The following is a 16,986-nucleotide window of genomic DNA, read 5'->3' as shown; positions in this document are numbered from 1 at the left end:
CGATTGTGAAATCCTTATACTTTACGGCTCCTATGCCGTACATGAAATTCTTGTTCATCTTTTTTTCAGTTTCATTGTTAATAACATACCGACAAGCAAGCCGGCCAATACACCTGTGATAAACGTCCGCATCCGGTTCGGAGGGCGTTTTTCTACCGTTTGAACGTCATTTGAAATTTCGCTCTTGGTTTCGCTACGGATACGCGCCAGCTCTTCTTCATACCATAGCACCAGCTGCTGCAGACTGTCACACGAGGCTTCGGCCACGATGTTCCCGCTGTCGTCGCTGCCTACGGTCAGATTCGCCTGTCCGCTCTTGCCACGGTACACGGCACCTTCAGGAAGTTTACGGAGGCTGTCCGCAGGTATAGACAGCTTCACCGAACTCGCCGGTATACCCGCCATCACCAGTCCCGCCCGTCGGCTTCCGCTCGCGCTGTCGGCGCTTGCCGATTCCGTCCGGACTTCCCGGTTCATGCTCTTTCGGTGACTCGCGCAACCTGTCAAGCACAGGGCAATCGTCACGATGAGGACAGTTTCCGGCTGTATCAATAGCTTTTCTAAGACGGGCCATCTCGCGCGTATTGCGGGCCAGTTCTTTCTTTGTTTCACAAAATTCATCTTTTAGAGGTTTTACAATATTTTCCATCAAAATGCGGGTGGCATGTTCGGCGTTATCTATGCGCATGGCCTCTGCACCGGCCTCGGCCTTCATCGCTTCCGCTTTCGCTTTTCTCACAGTAGCCCGCAAGGAGCCAATGGTCGCCACCGTACCAACCAGGCCGCCGCCAAGGATAATGTTCATAAATTCGCTCAAGTCCATACCACCCGGTTTTATTATTGATTAATACCTATTTCTTTCAACCATTCCTGCACATCGAAGCTCGGACAGGCTTTCGCTGCCAGTTCGTTGTGTCCTATAATGCGTACATCAGGGAATTTCCGATGAAAATCCTTCACATACTTCTCCAGTGCCTTTTTCTGGCAGCCAGTGCGGGTGTCTTTCGGGGTCTTACCGTCTTTTTCCACGCCTCCGGCATACACGATGTGACGGCTTACACTGTTATATCCTTTGGCTCCGTTGGTCACTTCCCAAGGGTCCACCTGTGCATCCTCATTGTTTTCTACCAGACGTTCCACGCCTCCGTTCAGGTGGAACAGGTCGGTATAGCCAACCTGCTTCCATCCTCTTCCTCCCTGGGCAACCGGAGAAGTATGCCATTTGCGGATGTCCGCCGATGATACCTCACGCCCCTCCGGGGTTGCCGTACAGTGTATTACCAGATATTTCAACTTTGCCATAATCATCATGCTTGATAGCCGCTCATCATTACCACTCCGGCATCCTCTTTCTTGGGCATGCAGATGAAGTAATGGCGGAAGTTAATCAGGTTACGCTGGTTCAACGGGTCATTCTTTGACTCGGAATAATACATCTTGGTAGAACCTGTTGCCTTGAAAACCCTCTGTTTGTAGAAGGCAAATGAACACGGAAATTCACCGGCTTCTGCCGTTGTACCCAATGCCTTCTTCACTCCGGCTGTAGTATAAAGCGGGTTGTTGCCATACTCGTAGATTTCAAAGCCGTAAAGGTTACCTACCTTGCCGCTGTTGCGGTCAATATTGTACTGTTCACGGAATGCCTGGCTGGTCAGCAGCAGGTCATTCACATGGTCGGGGCAAAGCACCAGTCTGCGGCCGTCTGACGGTACGCGCAGGTTGTCAAGGGCACGCTTCATTTCCACAAGGTCATTCACGGTAAGGCGCAGACGGTTTGTAGCCGGATCTTTCTCGCCGGTAGTCTTAAGCACCGGAGTAGTTTCCGTATTTTTGTTCGCACAAAGCGCATGGGCCGCCTTGGTAAACTTCGCATCATTGATACTGTTGGCATGTCCCTCTTTCACACGGGCGGTCTTGTCATAGCTGATGGCATAAAGCTCATCGTCTGTAATCGGCGTAGCCTTGGTCTGGAATTTGTCCAGCTTGATGGCAATATCCTTGTCTTCCAAAGCCTGCACATCAATCGGATAGGTTTTATTGTTTATCAAGACATCCGGATCTACACCAACTTCTACCAGGTGAATCACATCGTTATTCACGATACTGCTTTGGTCGGGGATTCCTGACAGCCAGGTTCCTTCCAGTCCGGCACGGAGCACCTTAACAAGTTCCCCTGTCCAGATTTCCGTATAAACCCCTTCACGGAGTATTGAAGTACTTTGCGGGGCCATTCCCATAAAGGCTGCCACCGCATTCATTCCCACAGCTCCGGCCACCGGAGAGAATCCCAATACCGAAGCACACACGACACCTGTCAGCGTATTGAACAGAAGTGCCGTCAAAAGCATTACAATTTTTCCCATTTTCTTCATTTTAAAGGTTTTCAAATTTCACAGGTCATGCCGTATTCAGCCTTGTACAGGCGCTTGTACTCCTCCGGGTTATGCTCGCGCATTTCAAGCAGCGCATCACTCGGGACATCGCTCAGTTTGGCATAGATGGACGGCTGTGCCTGCTGCTTGCCGCCCTGATAGCTCAATACAGTGGAAATCTTCACCTGTGGTTGCATGGCATCAAGCACATTCTTCAGTTCATCGACACCAACCTTCTTGCCAAGTTCGATAAACTGTATCTTCTTGTCTTCTCCCAGACGCTTTTCCACCACTGCCTTTTCTACAAGACCAGTGATACGGGCCAAAGTCAGCTTCCCGTTTTCTTGCTTCAGGGAATCATTCTCTGCCTTGGCTGCTTTCAGTTCATTTAAGGCTTGATTAACATCAGCCTCCGTTGCCGTTTCCGGCAGCCCCAATTGAAGGGCCAAAAGTTTCAGTTCCATTTCTTCTGTTGTTTTTTGGTTATTGATTAGTGGCAAAGGACAATCACCATCCTTTCCCAATGTGATTTGTTTTCCATCCTTCATCAGTACGATGGCATCATCATTGGAACCTACATCCACCAGTGATACCTCATACAGCTTGCTTTTGGTTATTGTCGGGCTGGTCTGCCCCTGCAGCAAATGTTCGGGCTGGTCACTCAGTTCCAGAATGTCTATTCCGGCACTCACCATTCTCAGACTGCCGAATTCAAACTGTTTCTTGCATCTTTTACTGAGGTCGGTCGCTTCGTCAAACACCAGTTCCCCGGTTACTTCACCATCCTCTACCCGAAGGTCCTTCACATAACCAATCACGTTTCCGCGTTGGTGCATGTACAGCAGTACCGGGTTTCGGCAATACTGCTCCACACTCATGCCCGATGTCAACACACGGCTTCCGTAGCTGTTCAGGCTGTCGTTTGAAATTCTTACACGTTTACTCATTTTCTCATGCCACGCCTTTATGCATTGGCGCTGCAATATTACAGAGCACTTACCGGGAAGCCAAAAAAGTGTGCAATGGTTGCACACTTCTATGAAACCGTTGCACATTATTTTGGCTGCAAGCTGATAAGCGGACAACTTTGCGAATAAATCGGGCAGGTGCAAGGGACTCCGAAGCCTGCCTTTAACCCTATATTCTTTATTATATGACAAAGGCAGAAATCGAAAAGAAAAAATCTCTTGCACGCTCACTGTTCCTTTCCGGCATGGAACAGACTGAAATTGCGGAGAAAGTGGACGTGTCACGCGTCACCATCTCAAAATGGTGCACGGCTGACGGATGGAAAGAGGCAAGGGCGGCAAAGAACGTCACCCGGCCGGAACTGGTGAACAAACTCCTGCTCACCATTGATACACTCATTACTCAAGTCAACGAATCGAACGACCCTGCACTTGTAGCTGGTCTCGGGGACAAACTGGCCAAACTTTCGGCGGTGATTGAAAAGTTAGACAAGAAGGCCAACGTAGTGGATGTCATTGAAGTGTTCATGGCATTCTCCAAATGGATTGAATACCGTTCAACCATCGACCCGGAAGTGACTCCGGAACTGGTCAGGGCAATCAACAAGTACCAGGATCTGTATATCACCGAACAGATGGGCATAAAATAAAACGGCTATGGCAACAGCAGCGGAAAAGAAACAGGCATACGAACAGTGGAAGGAACACTGTAAAAGAGTGCAGTCCATCACGGATACGGCTTTGCTCGCGGGCGAGACACCGGCACAAAAGGACAGGCGTATTCTGCGTCTGCAGGGTAACTATGCCGCGTTCTGTGAATATTACTTCCCCCACTTTCTCACCTTGCGTGACAAAACCACCGGGGAAGTCATACGCACCATCCACAATGCACCGTTCCACAATGCGGCAGCGGCTAAAGTAAAAGGCACACCCAACCTGAAAGCGGTATTCATGTGGCCGCGTGGCCATGCCAAGTCCACACACATGGACATTTTTGTTCCGCTGTGGCTGATGTTCCAGCCCAAACGTCTCATCAACTTCATGGTGGTGGTCGGCAAAAGTGAGGACTCAGCCACACGTCTGCTGGGAGATATTCAGGCAGAACTGGAACATAACCAGCGCATCATTGCCGACTTCGGCAAGCAGCAGGGGAATGCCTCCTGGCAGGATGGGGAGTTCAAGGCGGCCAACGGGGTGAAATTCCTGGCTTGCGGACGCGGACAGTCTCCACGTGGTTTGCGAGACCGGGAAGCACGTCCGGACTACATCGTCATCGATGACTTGGATGACGACGAACTGTGCCGCAATGAGAAACGGGTGCATGACATTACAGACTGGGTGAAAGAAGCCCTTTTTGGTGCACTGGATGTGGGCCGGGGGCGTTTTATCATGGTCGGGAACCTCATTTCTAAAAACTCGGTGCTGGCCAATCTCACCAAGACAAAAGGGGTACATGTATCCGTCATCAAGGCAATAGACAAGAACGGAGAACCGGTATGGCGCGAAAAATGGACGAAAGAAGAGGCGCAGGAATACAGGGATTTCGTAGGCTACCGGGCATGGGAAAAGGAGATGATGCACAACCCCATCGTGGACGGAACTATTTTTCGGGCAGACTGGATTCGTTACAAGAAACTGCCCAGGCTATCCAAGTATGAAATGCTGGTCTGCTATACCGACCCCTCTTTCAAATCGACCACTTCCAACGACTACAAGGCTTGCCGCCTTTGGGGCAAGATTGGGAAGGAACTGCACCTTATAGACTGTTACGTCCGGCAGGATACCGTTTCAGGAATGGTACGGTGGCTTTACGACCTCTACGAGCGTACACGTGATACGGCAGCCGTCCAGTTCTTTATGGAAGCGAACTTCATGCAGGATGTCATTCTGGATGAGTTTGAGGCAGAAGGGAATCTGCGTGGATACCAACTGCCCATCATGCCGGACAAACGAAAGAAACCGGACAAGCTCCAGCGCATCGAAGCGGTGTCACCATTATGGGAACGCGGTTTCGTATTCTACAATGAGAAGTTGAAAGAATCGCCGGATATGCAGACCGGAATCGAACAGACCTTGGCACTGGAGCGTGGCAGCCGTATTCACGATGATGCACCGGATGCCGACGAGGGAGCCATCTGGATGCTGCAGCGCAATTCAAGGCAGGAGAGTTTTCAACCGGTGTTCGGTAAAAGGCCGACCGCCAAAAATATATGGTAACATGATACAGCTGATTAAAAGAATGATTTTTGCATGGCGCTATAAACGTGCCGTTGCCCGTGCTTGCAAGTACGCCAAGCTCTACGGAAGAAAGTACTACGTCCTGTATATGGGTGGCAAACTGAAAGTTGTCCCCAAAAGGAACATCTGTGAACTGATTCACCGCCACCGTTTCCGCAAGGGAACCACTATCCGGGATATAGAAAAAATGGCATTGTTCATCACTAAATGAAAGTAAAGTCATGTTCATTACAGAAGAAGATTACAAAGTTGTCATCGGCGACAACGCATTAAAGGTTATCTCGCAGGTAAGCCCGGAAAACCGTACCAATGCAGAAGCGGAAGCCCGGGAAGAAATTGCCGGTTATCTACGGCCGAAATACGACTGTACGGCCATTTTCTCTGCACAGGATGAACATCGGAACCGCCTCATTGTCATGTACACCTGCGACATTTCACTTTACCACATGAGTGCAGCCATGCCGCAAAAGATGGGAAGCGAGATACGCAAGGAACGGTATGAACGGGCCATCAAGTGGCTTGAAGGCGTACAGGCCGGAAAAATTGTCCCTGATTTGCCTTTGGCTGTCGGAGAAGATGGGCTTCCGTCCGGAAATTCATTTGTTTACAGCTGTCAGAAGCAGCTTCATCATAACTGGTAGGATTATGGATATTAAAGACTTTTTCAGCGGTATGTTTTCCAATAAACCGAAAAACGTACTGCAAACGCCATACGGCAATTTTAATCTGGCCAAGGGGAAAGACATCAAGCGGGTGCAGAAAATGGTCATCGACCTGCAACGCACCACCGATGCACTCACCCGGAAGGACATCAAGAACTGGCGCGATGCCTGGCAGTATGCCATCAATGTGGACAGTCCCAGCCGCCAGCGCCTGTACGACATCTACCGGGACGCGGAAATAGACCTTCACCTCTCCGGGTGTGTGGAGCAGCGCAGAGGTTTTGTCATGGCACGTTCTTTCAAAATCGTGGATATGAAAGGGGATGAGAACGAGGAAGCGGTTCACTTCTTTGACCAGTCCTGGTTCAAGCAGCTCATGCGCTATGCACTTGATTCAATCTACTGGGGACATTCGCTCATCGAATTGGGCGACCTTTGCACTGACGGCGACGGCTGCATCTGTTATTCGGATGTGAAGCTTATTCCGCGCAAACATGTCATTCCTGAGTATGGGCGTGTCATTACCGACCTCGGGCAGGACTGGACTACAGGTATAGACTACCGCCAGCCTCCTTTTTCCGACTGGCTCATTGAGGCAGGTAGGCCCGACGACCTCGGGCTGTATCTCAAGGCTGCTTCACAGACTATTCCCAAAAAGAACATGCTGGCCTTTTGGGACACCTTCGGGGAAATATTCGGAATGCCCATGCGTATAGCACGCACCACTTCGCGCGATCAGAAAGAGATTGACCGTCTCGACAAGATGTTGCGTGAAGCCGGAACCGCCCTCTCCATGGTGGCAGGAATGGAAACCGAAATCGAATTTGTGGAAAGCGGCAAGGGGGACGCATTCAATGTCTATGACAAGCGTATCGATCGGGCCAACTCCGAACTGTCAAAGCTTATCATCGGGCAGACGATGACCATCGAGGACGGAAGCAGCCTATCACAGTCGGAAACGCACCTTGAAGTGTTCCAGAACCTCGTGGAAAGCGACTGTGATATGCTTCGGGATATAGTGAACAACCAGCTCATTCCGCGCATGGTGCGCCACGGGTTCCCTGTTAAAGGGCTGCGCTTCGATTGGGACTACTCCATTGACTACACGCCCGAACAGCAGAAAGCTTACGAGGAAATGGTACTGCAACACTACAAGGTAAAGCCTCAGTACTTTGAGGAAAAATACGGTATCCCGTGCGAGGAGAAGGAACCGAAAGAAGAGCCGGACCCGACAGAACCGAAAAAAAAGAAAGACGGCAAACCGGCTGAAACGCTGTCCCGTTTTTTCGACTGAGCCCCGATGATTATTCGGGGCTGCACCAGCGGTATGCCCACCTGTTGGGCAAACAGAAACTATGCCTCTCCATGGAGGACGAGGCAAAACTCATGCGCGACAAGCTCACGGAACGCTTTGACCGCATGATGAAGGTGCTGTTCCGGCAAGAAGGGGCAAACCTTGAAATAGGTATCCTGGCATCCGAAGAAGCGCAGGATTTTATAGAAGCTCATTCTTCTGTCTTGAACGGTTCATTCCGAAAGGTGGAAATGTCCGAGACCATGCGCAAGCGGCTGGAGCGTTCCAACTATGTATTCTCCGGCTTGAAGACCTTCCATGAACTGAATGAAGCCTTTCCCTCCCTGTTGGATGAAAACGGCAATAGAAAGACGTTCGAACGCTTTTTGAATGATGTCCGGAAGATCGACGAAACATACAATTCAAACTATCTACGGGCTGAATTCACCTTTGTACAGGCTTCGGCTGAAATGGCAGCCAAATGGGAACGGTTCATGCAGGACGGCGACCGCTATTATCTACAGTACCGCACGGCCGGGGATGCAAAGGTACGTCCCACCCATGCAGAAATGGCCGGCATCACACTCCCGGCTTCAGACCCGTTCTGGGCAGAATTCTATCCTCCTAACGGATGGGGCTGCCGCTGTTCCGTGGTCCAGGTACGCAAATCCAAGTATCCGCCTACAGACCACGAAGAGGCCATGGCAAGGGGGAAATCAGCTTTGGAAGTTGACAAAAAGGGAATGTTCCGGTTCAATGCAGGCATGGAACAAAAGACGATGCCCGACTATAATCCATACACCATCAAGCGCTGTAAGGATTGCGATATGAACAACGGAAATATGAAACTGGTCTTCGTTCCGGAAAATGAATTGTGCGCCGCATGCAAACTGGTAAGAACATTGGCCAATGCAGATGCCAAACAGATAAAGAAGCAAGCCAAGCCATTGCAGGGAACAGTTATCACGAATAATGAATTCCCATTCCCGGTAAACATATCAAAACGCACGCTTCAAGAATGGACCAACCAGCCATACAAGTTCTACCATGAAAAGAACCTCATGCTTCTGGATATAAAGAATGTATTTGCCAAAGCCAAATACCTGGGAACAGCAGATAACCACAAAGGTATTCCACACCTCATACAATCGCACATTTTCGAGATAGAAGTAAGAGGTGAAAAAGCACTGATAATAGTTCGGGAATACGACTGGCACGAATACACGCTGCACAGTCTTTCAGAAGGAGGTGAATTATACAAACATATAAAAAAGAAAGAATAGCGAAAGACGCAAGCTCCGGGAACTACAATCCCGTTCTGAACATCTAACGCTATTCCTCACTGCAAATATACAAAACAATTTTTAAAAACAACCCGTTATGAACAAAATTATCGAATTTCTCAAACAAAGCAACCGCTACAAACACCTTATTGGCGGTTTGTTGGTAGGCATTTTGGCCTTCACCCCGTGGACAGCGCTCTATGCTGCAGCTGTCGCAGCCTCCTGTCTGGAACTGAAAGACAAACTGAAAGGCGGACTTTGGGACTGGATAGACTGGTCTCTTACCGTCATAGGCGGCATATTGTCGGCCCTATTTTGGTGGATAGTGTAATGCTTTAGCTCATTTTGCCTGTTAAATCAGTAACTTTGTACCCGGTGGAGCTTCCCGATAGTCCGTGTGGTCTATCGCGGGTACAACAATGCGAACGCGAATGGCGGTGTGTCGAATGCGAATGCGAATAACGATGCTTCGAATACGAATGCGAATATCGGCTCGCGTCTGGAAATCTAATTAATCGGCGTACAGCACCGGGGACGTGTCCCCGAAGCGGTGCCGAGGGAAGCAAGCCACAGCAACAGCACCCATTAGGGTGGAAAGCTGAAAAATCACGCGTCGGGTGGAGTTTGGTAGGCTGTTATCAGTTCGAAGAAGTCAGACCCGGGGAAAGGAAGGCCCTCATCTTCCATGTTTATTAACCAATAGCTTATGCGCAGGGAAGGATATATTATCGAGGAAATCATCGAATACTCCAATATGTCGGAGGCATTCGATTCGGTACTTCGCGGAACCGGTCGTAAGAGGTCAAGGCAGGGACGATTCCTGCTTGCCCATAGGGAGAAGATTATCGCCGAACTGACGGCTTCCATTGCGGACGGTTCATTCCGGCTGGGCGGCTACCATGAGAGGGAAATTGAAGAATACGGTAAAAAACGTATTTTGCAGATCCTGTCCATGAAAGACCGCATCGCTGTGTTTGCCATCATGAATGTGGTGGACCGCCACCTGCAAAAACGTTATATCCGGACAACCGGTGCAAGCATCAAAAGGCGCGGTACTCATGATCTGATGAACTGCATACGTACCGATTTGCAAAAAGACCCGGAAGGCACACTTTACGCATACAAGTTTGACATCCGTAGGTTTTACGACAATGCGCGGCAGGACTTTGTTATGTGGTGCTTCCGGAGGGTGTTCAAGGACGAAAGGCTGTTGGTGCTACTGGAGCGGTTTGTTAAGCTGCTGCCGGAAGGTATAAGCTTCGGACTGCGCAGTTCACAAGGGGCAGGAAATCTGCTTCTGTCTGTATTTTTAGACCACTATCTGAAGGATAAGTACGGGGTTCGTTATTACTATCGCTATTGCGATGACGGACTGGTACTCGGTAAAACGAAAGCGGAATTGTGGAAGATTCGTGATGTTATTCACAGGCAAATGGGAAAAATAGACTTGGAAATAAAGCCGAATGAACGGGTATTCCCTGTAGAAGAAGGCATTGATTTCCTTGGCTATGTTATCCGTCCCGACTATGTAAGATTGCGGAAACGTATCAAGCAGAAGTTTGCCCGGAAGATGCACGAGGTAAAATCGAGAAAAAGACGGCGAGAACTGATTGCCAGTTTCTACGGCATGACGAAGCACGCCGACTGTAATAAGTTGTTTAAAAAATTAACAGGCAAAGAAATGAGAAGTTTTAAAGACTTGAATGTCGCTTACAAGCCGGAGGACGGCAAGAAGCGATTTCCCGGTGTGGTGGTAAGCATCCGGGAACTGGTAAACTTACCGATTGTAGTGAAGGACTTTGAGACCGGTATCAAGACCGAGCAGGGAGAAGACCGCTGTATTGTGGCCATCGAAGTGAACGGCGAAGCAAAGAAGTTCTTCACCAACAGCGAGGAAATGAAGAATATTCTCGCACAAGTAAAGGAAATGCCGGATGGTTTCCCGTTTGAAACGACCATCAAGACAGAGACATTCGGCAAAGGTAGAACCAAATACGTGTTTACATGAGAAGAGTTGAAGGAAGTGCCGGTGTATCGCTGATGGAATGCACGAACCCGGTTAAAGACAAATGGCGCATCCGCTGGGATGTGCAGGAAAAAGAGAACGGCTCTGCCTCCTACATGGAAGAGGAGTTCGGACACAAGCCTACTGATGAGGAAATCCGCACATTGGTTATGTCATGGTATAACAGCCAGACTGATGCAGCTATCCTATCCGGATTCGCCTATAATGGCGCCCCTGTATGGCTTTCTACGGAGAACCAATACAACTATAAGGCAGCATACGATTTGGCCGTTCAGACGGGCGGAGAGACCCTTCCGGTTACATTCAAATTCGGTTCGGATGAACAGCCCGAATACCATACCTTTGAAAAGTTGGATAATCTGAAGGACTTCTACATTCAAGCGGTCAGACACATCCAAAACACACTGGCTGAAGGATGGAAAAGGAAAGATGTATTCAACTTGGATTTATATCGGATTGAATGATTGACAATCCCTTCGGGGGAAGGATAAAAAAAAGCCCCCGGCCTGTTAAATAGTCGTCTCACTTACCATTTAAACATAAAGCACCTCTTACCGGCACGACCGGGGGCAGATACCCTCGTTCGCCAGTAAGAGGCTTTTTTATGTAAGCGCTATTCTGCGCAATGATAAGTGAGACAATGCAAATGTACGAAATTTAACTGGATATGAAAGTAATTGAGATACTAAAATTGAACAGAGAGCTTTTAAAAACGTGCCATTACATGGGCATACGACCCGATGACGTGCAATATATAGAACTATATAATGAATATAACAAGTTGCAGACCAATGGTGAAAAAGTGTCTTATATCGTAGCTACGCTTTCCCTACGATATGGCATCAGTGAGCGAAAGGTGTATGACCTGATCAAGCGTTTTAAAACCGACTGCAATTTGTGTGCAGTGTAATCAGGACTTCCTCCCACTAAAGGCAAACTCCCCTACCCTACCTTTGTATCGCAATAAATAACATTCATATCATGGACAAGTATTATCAAATCTTAGGCAAGGTGCTTTCGTCCGGAAAGATGCAAAGCAATAAAAAAGGGAATATCCGCTACCTACTGAATGAACAGCTGACGCTGCTCCCTGCCGACCTTCTTGATATATTCGAGGGGCATACCATAGCGCGGAAGAAGTTAAAAAACGAGTTACAACTGTTTATGAGGGGCGAACGAAACGTGGAAAAATACAGGGAGGCCGGAATCAACTGGTGGGACTACTGCGGCTCTATCCTTGTGAACAGCTACCCAACCTATTTTGAAAAACTGCCGCCACTCATCGAACGCATAAACAGGGAAAAAAGGAACAGCAAAAACTATATATTGTTTCTCGGATCTACAGGAACAGAAAGCAACCAGGCTCCATGCCTTAGTCTTGTTCAGTTCCAGATAGAGCAAGGAGAACTGGTCATGACCGCCTATCAGCGAAGCAGCGATGCGAATTTAGGACTGCCGGCAGATATTTATCATTTGTATCTAATATCAAGACAGATTGAGTTGCCACTAAAATCCATCACCCTGAATCTGGGGAATGTGCATATTTACGAAAACAACATCGACAAAACAGAACAGCTGCTTGCCGGCAATGAAAATGTAAAATTTGAATTGAACGTATGAGAAAGATGTATCTGTCAGCCCCTCTCCCATTTGTCGGGCAAAAGCGTATGTTAGCCAAGGAATTCATGAAAGTGCTGGAGCAATATCCGGATGGAACATTGTTTGTTGACCTGTTCGGTGGCTCCGGATTGTTGTCTCACATTACCAAATCCCTCAAGCCCCACTCTACTGTTATCTATAATGACTTTGATAACTACCGCTTCCGCATGAAGCACATTCCGCAAACGAATCAGCTGCTTGCTGACATTCGCGAAATGGTAGGGAATTCCGTACCACGTCATAAAATCATTAAAGGAGAACTGCGTGAACGAATATTCAGCCGCATCGAGCAGGAAGAGAATAGCACCGGATATGTGGATTTCATTACCCTCTCCTCCTCTATCTTGTTTTCCATGAAATACAAACTGTCTGTTCAGGATATGCGGAAGGAAGCTTTATACAACAATATACGCAAGACCGGCTACCCGGAATGTACGGACTATCTCGAAGGGCTGGAAATCGTATCTTGCGATTACAAGGAAGTATTCAACCGGTATAAAGATATTCCTGGAGTAGTATTTCTTGTTGATCCGCCCTATCTGTCCACTGACGTAGGGACCTATAACATGTACTGGAATATGGCAGACTATCTGGATGTGCTGAATGTACTGAAGGGGCATTCATACGTATATTTCACATCCAACAAATCTTCAATTCTGGAGCTGTGCGAATGGATAGGTAAAAATAGGGATTTAGGTAATCCTTTTGAAAACTGCACAAAGGTGGAATTCAATGCTCACATGAATTACAACTCTTCTTACACAGATATGATGCTTTACAAGAAAGAGGCTGCCTGATTGCGTTTACTTTGCCTGTATTGAACAAAAAAGCCGCAGACGGTAATTTGTACGTCCGCGGCTTTTTCTGTCTAATAAAGACGGCTATTGCAGCCGCTTGATGGCCACACACTGATATACCTCGATACTTTCCACAATATCCTCATGGTTGTGATTGGTATCACTCTCCACCAGATCCAGCTCCAAAAAGGTCTCCCCGCTCAATCCGGCAAGCTGTGCATGAAGCAGTCCGGACAGGTCAAACACCTTCAGCGCATCCTCCTGCAGCTCGCTGCCCTCAGCACTCGAACCTTCCCAGTCCGTCACGATGTGCAGTTTAATCAAAGGTTCTGCCCGGTATTCCACACCGGGAACAATCGCATTCCACTGTATAGGGCAGAATTCCACAAAGACAGCCGGACGCTCCCAGTTTTCTTCCTGTTCGATGAATTCCACATTATGGTTCCACAAGTCTATGTGCTTGATAAGGTCAATGGCCTTCAGCTCCCGGCAAAGCATCCGGTAAAGTTCTTTTCTCATTTTCTTATGATATTATATTCAATGGTAAAATACTCTGTTAGGTTCTCTTCTACAATCTCACGGACGGCTTTTTCCACTTCAGGCGATGTTCCGAGGAAACGGCGTCGGGGAATCCTGATGGTGCTTCCTGCTTTCTTTAAAGCCATGAACATCCAAAAATCGGCTTCTGTATCAAGCCGGACATTTCGTTTGTCTTTTCGAAGTTTGCCGTCTTTTCTTCTACCGAACGCTCCGGTTGCCTCATAATACTTATGCCAGAAGAAACGCTTCATCCGCTTGGTCACCACTATTTCACCGCCATCATTATGAATGGCCGCATAGGGCAGAGAGGTAAAGAAGGTAATGCTGTTTTCCGTTGTCCGACTTCCGATACTTTTCCGAAGCGCCCCGGTATCTGTTAGTATGGCTCTACCTTCATTCCGGATGGGGCTTTTCCGTCGCTGCCATTTCTCACTGAAAAAAGCCTGCCGTTCAAAGTTCTTGTCAAACTCATCACTCATTTCCACCTGAATGTCTTTCAGTATCCGGGCCACTACTTTTTTTACGTTTTCATTCATTCCCAGTCAAAGTTAAATTTCAATTGTACCGTATCGTCCGGCAAATCATTTTTAGGGTCTGCGGACGCTTTAAGCATATTGTAGAATGTACGCTCACTAATAGCATACACAGGATATATGTACCGCCGCCATATTTCACGGTTCGGTACACCGTGACTGGCATAATGGTCATATATCCTGTTTACTTCTACTACACGCTTCTGATAACTGACTCCGTGCCGCTTTCCCATATAGGTTTAATCGTTCATAGACGGTTCTACTTTAGGTTTATAGGGACGGATGTCAAGCGTCATTTTTGCGCTTACCGTTACCCGGCCACTTCCTTCACACTGTCTGCAGACTTCCTCAACGGTTTCGCTTCGCTTCTTTCCAAAGATCCGAGAGGGATATTCTACAACTTTCTTTACTTTACCTGTACCGTAGCAAGCACGGCACAGGGCTACTTTCGGAGATTTCTCCACTTCTTGTATCATAGTTCTATTATTTATGATTCTGTCATTCCCAGAGGGATAGGTTTCCACATTCCGTTTTCGTTTTTGATTTCAGCACGGATAAACTGTTTGCTCACTTCCGGCTGGTAGGCTTCCTCAATGATACGCACACCTTCAATGAAACGGTCATCTCCGGTTTCCATGGCCACTTTGCGAAGCTGCACGATGCGTGAAGCCTTCAGCGTTCCCTTGGCATCACGGGCCAACAGACGAAGCACCATGCTCACCAGTGCCTTGGTCTTTTCATCTTTGGCCAGACCTTCGATGTATTCCTTCACAATGGCTATACCGTCTTCCACCGTGTCACGGTAACCGTCGGTCACATACACACCCAGCGTGATTCGTTTGTCGCCTTCACTGTTAGTAAAGGTATGGCTGCGCTGGTCATCCTTCACCTTGGTCTTGAAAAGGTCTGCCTTCATTTCCAGAATGGTTTTGAAGTTGTCCATCACAGTCTGCTTGCTTGCCTTGATCTGCTCACTGATGCCCAGCAGTACCGGAATGGAGTTTGCTATCTCCTCATCCACCATCTGTTTGTACATTTCGCGGTCATTCTTGGCTTTTTCCTCTGCCGCTTTCTTTGCTTTTTCTCTCTGGAAGGCTTCAAATTCCGCCTTTTCCTCTGCCGTCATTACCACGGTCGTTTGTTTCATTTCTTCCATGATTCTTGTTTTTTGGGGTTATTGGTTTTCATAATCCTGCATTTCAGGTTCGTCTTCCATCAGCATAGCCTCTCCGTTGGCGTATGCCCAGTCAGCCAATTCACTATAAAACTCGGCTGCATCTTGCTTCTCCATATCAGAGGCAAGCAGGTTGATTTCCTTTTTCAGATTCTCTAAAATCTTTGTGTTTCTATTTTCCATATCCTATCAGTTTGCCGGAGCATCAGGGTCAATCTGAATGAGTGATACCATGCTCACGGGGTTAATCGTTTGCTTTTCTTTCCTGGGCTTCAAGCCGCCTTTCCGTTGTATGGACCGAAGCTTTACCGCCAGTTCATCCAGTTCGTCCACCGTAATCTGTCTGAACGCTTTGCCGACTATTCGGGGATTACTGCAGAAGTCATTGATTCGTGCCCAGTCGGATGTATCTATGCCCAGCTTCTGCATCAGGTTCAGACAGAGACTCCGTTTCCGCCGCAGCTCCTCACGCAGCTTCTGTCGCCATTCGTCTTGTCCGCTCAGCTTCTCCAGAGCCGTACAGCAGGCTTCATACTCCTTGGCTGTCATTTCCTTCAGACTGTCCGTCCGGTTCCACGTGTACTGCAGCACAATGCTTTTCTTGAATTCTTCCCGGTCTCCTGTACAGGGAAGCTTGTTGAACAATGTGTAGAACCGGGCGAAATTGGTTACTTCCTGTGCCATGTCATTTACCATTAAGAATCATTTCACATTCCGTTGATTTGGTACTGACACGATAAATTATCTTATCCGGCTTCACTGATTTACCTTTGTATTCAGCCTCAATTTGCTTAGCAAATATCTTTTTGAACTCATCACCCATTTTAGAAAGTATTTCTTTATTGTACTCCCCGCAAAAACCTATGCGTGAGGATTGGATTTCACGAATTGTTCCTCTATATACCGTAGCGGTCAACTTCATCACCACAACACCGGTTTCCATTTTTATTTTTCCCATATCGACTAATTTTATTCAAACAACACTTTAATGCCACACGAACTGGCCACGTCAAGTTCCAGTTTGGCTCCCTTGCTCAGTTCCCAGTCCTTCAGCATATAGATATAGTCACAAGCCAGCAACAGGGCAATGTCGGCCCGCATGTGGGCTCTCCAATGAGCTTCATCCGGCAATCCGTTCCTGAAAGGGTTTACAGGGTCATAGCCTTGTGCCTTCAGTTCCTCCTCGGCACGGCTGAAGGCTTCCTTGCGCTCATCCATGTCATAATGCGCGATAGCTCCGCTGATGTACACCTTCCCGGCACCGGTCGCCTCACCGCGCTGATAAGCCTTGTGCCGTTCCCACCGTTCCGGAACGACCACACTGTAGTTGCACGATTGGCAGCAGCAGCCTTCTTCTTTCACCGGGAACGGATTGTATCCGTAGCCCTCATACTCTTTGCCGCAGATGCAGCACACTTTCTTTTCTTCTTTCTTTTCCAT

General features: G+C 48.1%; 26 protein-coding genes. 12 read left to right on the top strand and 14 right to left on the bottom strand.

Annotation, left to right across the window (positions count from 1 at the left end):
* Positions 1-54: 54 nt before the first annotated feature.
* From DWY57_RS15430 to DWY57_RS15410, 5 genes are read right to left on the bottom strand one after another with little or no spacing between them, the layout of a single operon-like run.
* Positions 55-381 (bottom strand): hypothetical protein, encoded by a 327-nt coding sequence (locus tag DWY57_RS15430; RefSeq protein ID WP_224202110.1) that lies wholly within the window; start codon positions 379-381, stop codon positions 55-57.
* A complete protein-coding gene (locus DWY57_RS15425; RefSeq protein WP_005798262.1) occupies positions 347-823 on the bottom strand; it encodes a hypothetical protein in 477 nt (158 codons plus the stop codon). Before DWY57_RS15425 ends, DWY57_RS15430 begins: the two co-directional genes overlap by 35 nt.
* 14 nt (positions 824-837) lie before the next feature.
* Positions 838-1,302, bottom strand: coding sequence for an N-acetylmuramoyl-L-alanine amidase (locus DWY57_RS15420; protein WP_008759683.1), 465 nt, complete (start codon positions 1,300-1,302; stop codon positions 838-840).
* 5 nt (positions 1,303-1,307) lie between these two features.
* The gene (locus tag DWY57_RS15415) at positions 1,308-2,348 is read right to left on the bottom strand and encodes a hypothetical protein (RefSeq protein ID WP_005798264.1); all 1,041 of its coding nucleotides are present in this window, start codon (positions 2,346-2,348) and stop codon (positions 1,308-1,310) included.
* A gap of 35 nt (positions 2,349-2,383) precedes the next feature.
* Positions 2,384-3,319: an HK97 family phage prohead protease gene (locus DWY57_RS15410; RefSeq protein ID WP_207805198.1), complete on the bottom strand. Its 936-nt coding sequence runs from the start codon at positions 3,317-3,319 to the stop codon at positions 2,384-2,386.
* Positions 3,320-3,525: 206 nt separating this feature from the next.
* Between DWY57_RS15410 and DWY57_RS15405 the strand changes: the two genes are divergently transcribed.
* The 12 genes from DWY57_RS15405 to DWY57_RS15350 all read left to right on the top strand — a co-directional run bounded on the left by DWY57_RS15405 (position 3,526) and on the right by DWY57_RS15350 (position 13,299).
* Positions 3,526-3,990 carry a terminase gene (locus DWY57_RS15405; protein ID WP_005798268.1) on the top strand — a complete coding sequence of 155 codons (465 nt, stop codon included), beginning with the start codon at positions 3,526-3,528 and terminating at the stop codon, positions 3,988-3,990.
* Between the two features lie 7 nt (positions 3,991-3,997).
* Complete coding sequence (locus tag DWY57_RS15400) at positions 3,998-5,557, top strand: hypothetical protein (protein WP_005798270.1); 1,560 nt, start codon at positions 3,998-4,000, stop codon at positions 5,555-5,557.
* Between the two features lies 1 nt (position 5,558).
* A complete protein-coding gene (locus tag DWY57_RS15395; protein ID WP_005798272.1) occupies positions 5,559-5,789 on the top strand; it encodes a hypothetical protein in 231 nt (76 codons plus the stop codon).
* A 10-nt stretch (positions 5,790-5,799) separates the two neighbouring features.
* A complete protein-coding gene (locus tag DWY57_RS15390) occupies positions 5,800-6,219 on the top strand; it encodes a phage protein Gp36 family protein (RefSeq protein WP_005798274.1) in 420 nt (139 codons plus the stop codon).
* A gap of 4 nt (positions 6,220-6,223) precedes the next feature.
* Positions 6,224-7,534 (top strand): DUF935 family protein, encoded by a 1,311-nt coding sequence (locus DWY57_RS15385; RefSeq protein ID WP_005798277.1) that lies wholly within the window; start codon positions 6,224-6,226, stop codon positions 7,532-7,534.
* Positions 7,535-7,605: 71 nt separating this feature from the next.
* The gene (locus tag DWY57_RS15380; protein ID WP_005798279.1) at positions 7,606-8,817 is read left to right on the top strand and encodes a phage minor head protein; all 1,212 of its coding nucleotides are present in this window, start codon (positions 7,606-7,608) and stop codon (positions 8,815-8,817) included.
* A 97-nt stretch (positions 8,818-8,914) separates the two neighbouring features.
* Positions 8,915-9,148: a hypothetical protein gene (locus tag DWY57_RS15375; RefSeq protein ID WP_005798281.1), complete on the top strand. Its 234-nt coding sequence runs from the start codon at positions 8,915-8,917 to the stop codon at positions 9,146-9,148.
* Positions 9,149-9,523: 375 nt separating this feature from the next.
* Positions 9,524-10,825 (top strand): reverse transcriptase domain-containing protein, encoded by a 1,302-nt coding sequence (locus DWY57_RS15370; protein ID WP_008620877.1) that lies wholly within the window; start codon positions 9,524-9,526, stop codon positions 10,823-10,825.
* Positions 10,822-11,307 (top strand): hypothetical protein, encoded by a 486-nt coding sequence (locus tag DWY57_RS15365; protein ID WP_005798284.1) that lies wholly within the window; start codon positions 10,822-10,824, stop codon positions 11,305-11,307. Before DWY57_RS15370 ends, DWY57_RS15365 begins: the two co-directional genes overlap by 4 nt.
* A 203-nt stretch (positions 11,308-11,510) precedes the next feature.
* Entirely contained in the window at positions 11,511-11,753 is a 243-nt protein-coding gene (locus tag DWY57_RS15360) for a hypothetical protein (RefSeq protein WP_008620879.1), read from the top strand.
* 71 nt (positions 11,754-11,824) lie between these two features.
* The gene (locus tag DWY57_RS15355; protein ID WP_005798286.1) at positions 11,825-12,463 is read left to right on the top strand and encodes a thymidylate synthase; all 639 of its coding nucleotides are present in this window, start codon (positions 11,825-11,827) and stop codon (positions 12,461-12,463) included.
* Positions 12,460-13,299 (top strand): DNA adenine methylase, encoded by an 840-nt coding sequence (locus DWY57_RS15350; RefSeq protein WP_005798287.1) that lies wholly within the window; start codon positions 12,460-12,462, stop codon positions 13,297-13,299. The genes DWY57_RS15355 and DWY57_RS15350 overlap by 4 nt, the downstream gene beginning before the upstream one ends.
* A gap of 84 nt (positions 13,300-13,383) precedes the next feature.
* Here the strand turns inward: DWY57_RS15350 and DWY57_RS15345 are convergent, their stop codons facing one another.
* From DWY57_RS15345 to DWY57_RS15305, 9 genes are read right to left on the bottom strand one after another with little or no spacing between them, the layout of a single operon-like run.
* Positions 13,384-13,818, bottom strand: a complete 435-nt coding sequence (locus DWY57_RS15345) for a hypothetical protein (protein WP_005798290.1) — start codon at positions 13,816-13,818, stop codon at positions 13,384-13,386.
* Positions 13,815-14,375, bottom strand: coding sequence for a phage virion morphogenesis protein (locus tag DWY57_RS15340; RefSeq protein ID WP_005798293.1), 561 nt, complete (start codon positions 14,373-14,375; stop codon positions 13,815-13,817). The genes DWY57_RS15345 and DWY57_RS15340 overlap by 4 nt, the downstream gene beginning before the upstream one ends.
* The gene (locus DWY57_RS15335; RefSeq protein ID WP_005798295.1) at positions 14,372-14,605 is read right to left on the bottom strand and encodes a hypothetical protein; all 234 of its coding nucleotides are present in this window, start codon (positions 14,603-14,605) and stop codon (positions 14,372-14,374) included. The genes DWY57_RS15340 and DWY57_RS15335 overlap by 4 nt, the downstream gene beginning before the upstream one ends.
* A 6-nt stretch (positions 14,606-14,611) precedes the next feature.
* Positions 14,612-14,848, bottom strand: a complete 237-nt coding sequence (locus tag DWY57_RS15330) for a hypothetical protein (RefSeq protein WP_005798297.1) — start codon at positions 14,846-14,848, stop codon at positions 14,612-14,614.
* Positions 14,849-14,859: 11 nt separating this feature from the next.
* On the bottom strand, positions 14,860-15,528 hold the full coding sequence (locus DWY57_RS15325) for a DUF3164 family protein (protein ID WP_005798301.1): 669 nt from the start codon (positions 15,526-15,528) through the stop codon (positions 14,860-14,862).
* Positions 15,529-15,546: 18 nt separating this feature from the next.
* The gene (locus tag DWY57_RS15320; RefSeq protein WP_005798303.1) at positions 15,547-15,729 is read right to left on the bottom strand and encodes a hypothetical protein; all 183 of its coding nucleotides are present in this window, start codon (positions 15,727-15,729) and stop codon (positions 15,547-15,549) included.
* A gap of 6 nt (positions 15,730-15,735) precedes the next feature.
* Positions 15,736-16,230, bottom strand: a complete 495-nt coding sequence (locus tag DWY57_RS15315; RefSeq protein WP_008668365.1) for a hypothetical protein — start codon at positions 16,228-16,230, stop codon at positions 15,736-15,738.
* A 1-nt stretch (position 16,231) separates the two neighbouring features.
* Positions 16,232-16,504, bottom strand: coding sequence for a hypothetical protein (locus tag DWY57_RS15310; protein ID WP_008620883.1), 273 nt, complete (start codon positions 16,502-16,504; stop codon positions 16,232-16,234).
* Between the two features lie 11 nt (positions 16,505-16,515).
* Positions 16,516-16,986: a DUF4406 domain-containing protein gene (locus tag DWY57_RS15305; protein WP_008620884.1), complete on the bottom strand. Its 471-nt coding sequence runs from the start codon at positions 16,984-16,986 to the stop codon at positions 16,516-16,518.

This window comes from Bacteroides sp. AF25-5LB (genome assembly GCF_003602965.1).
Classification (GTDB): Bacteria; Bacteroidota; Bacteroidia; order Bacteroidales; family Bacteroidaceae; genus Bacteroides; species Bacteroides uniformis.
Note: the sequence above shows the minus strand (reverse complement) of the source record. Positions and strands in the feature narration are given on the sequence as shown.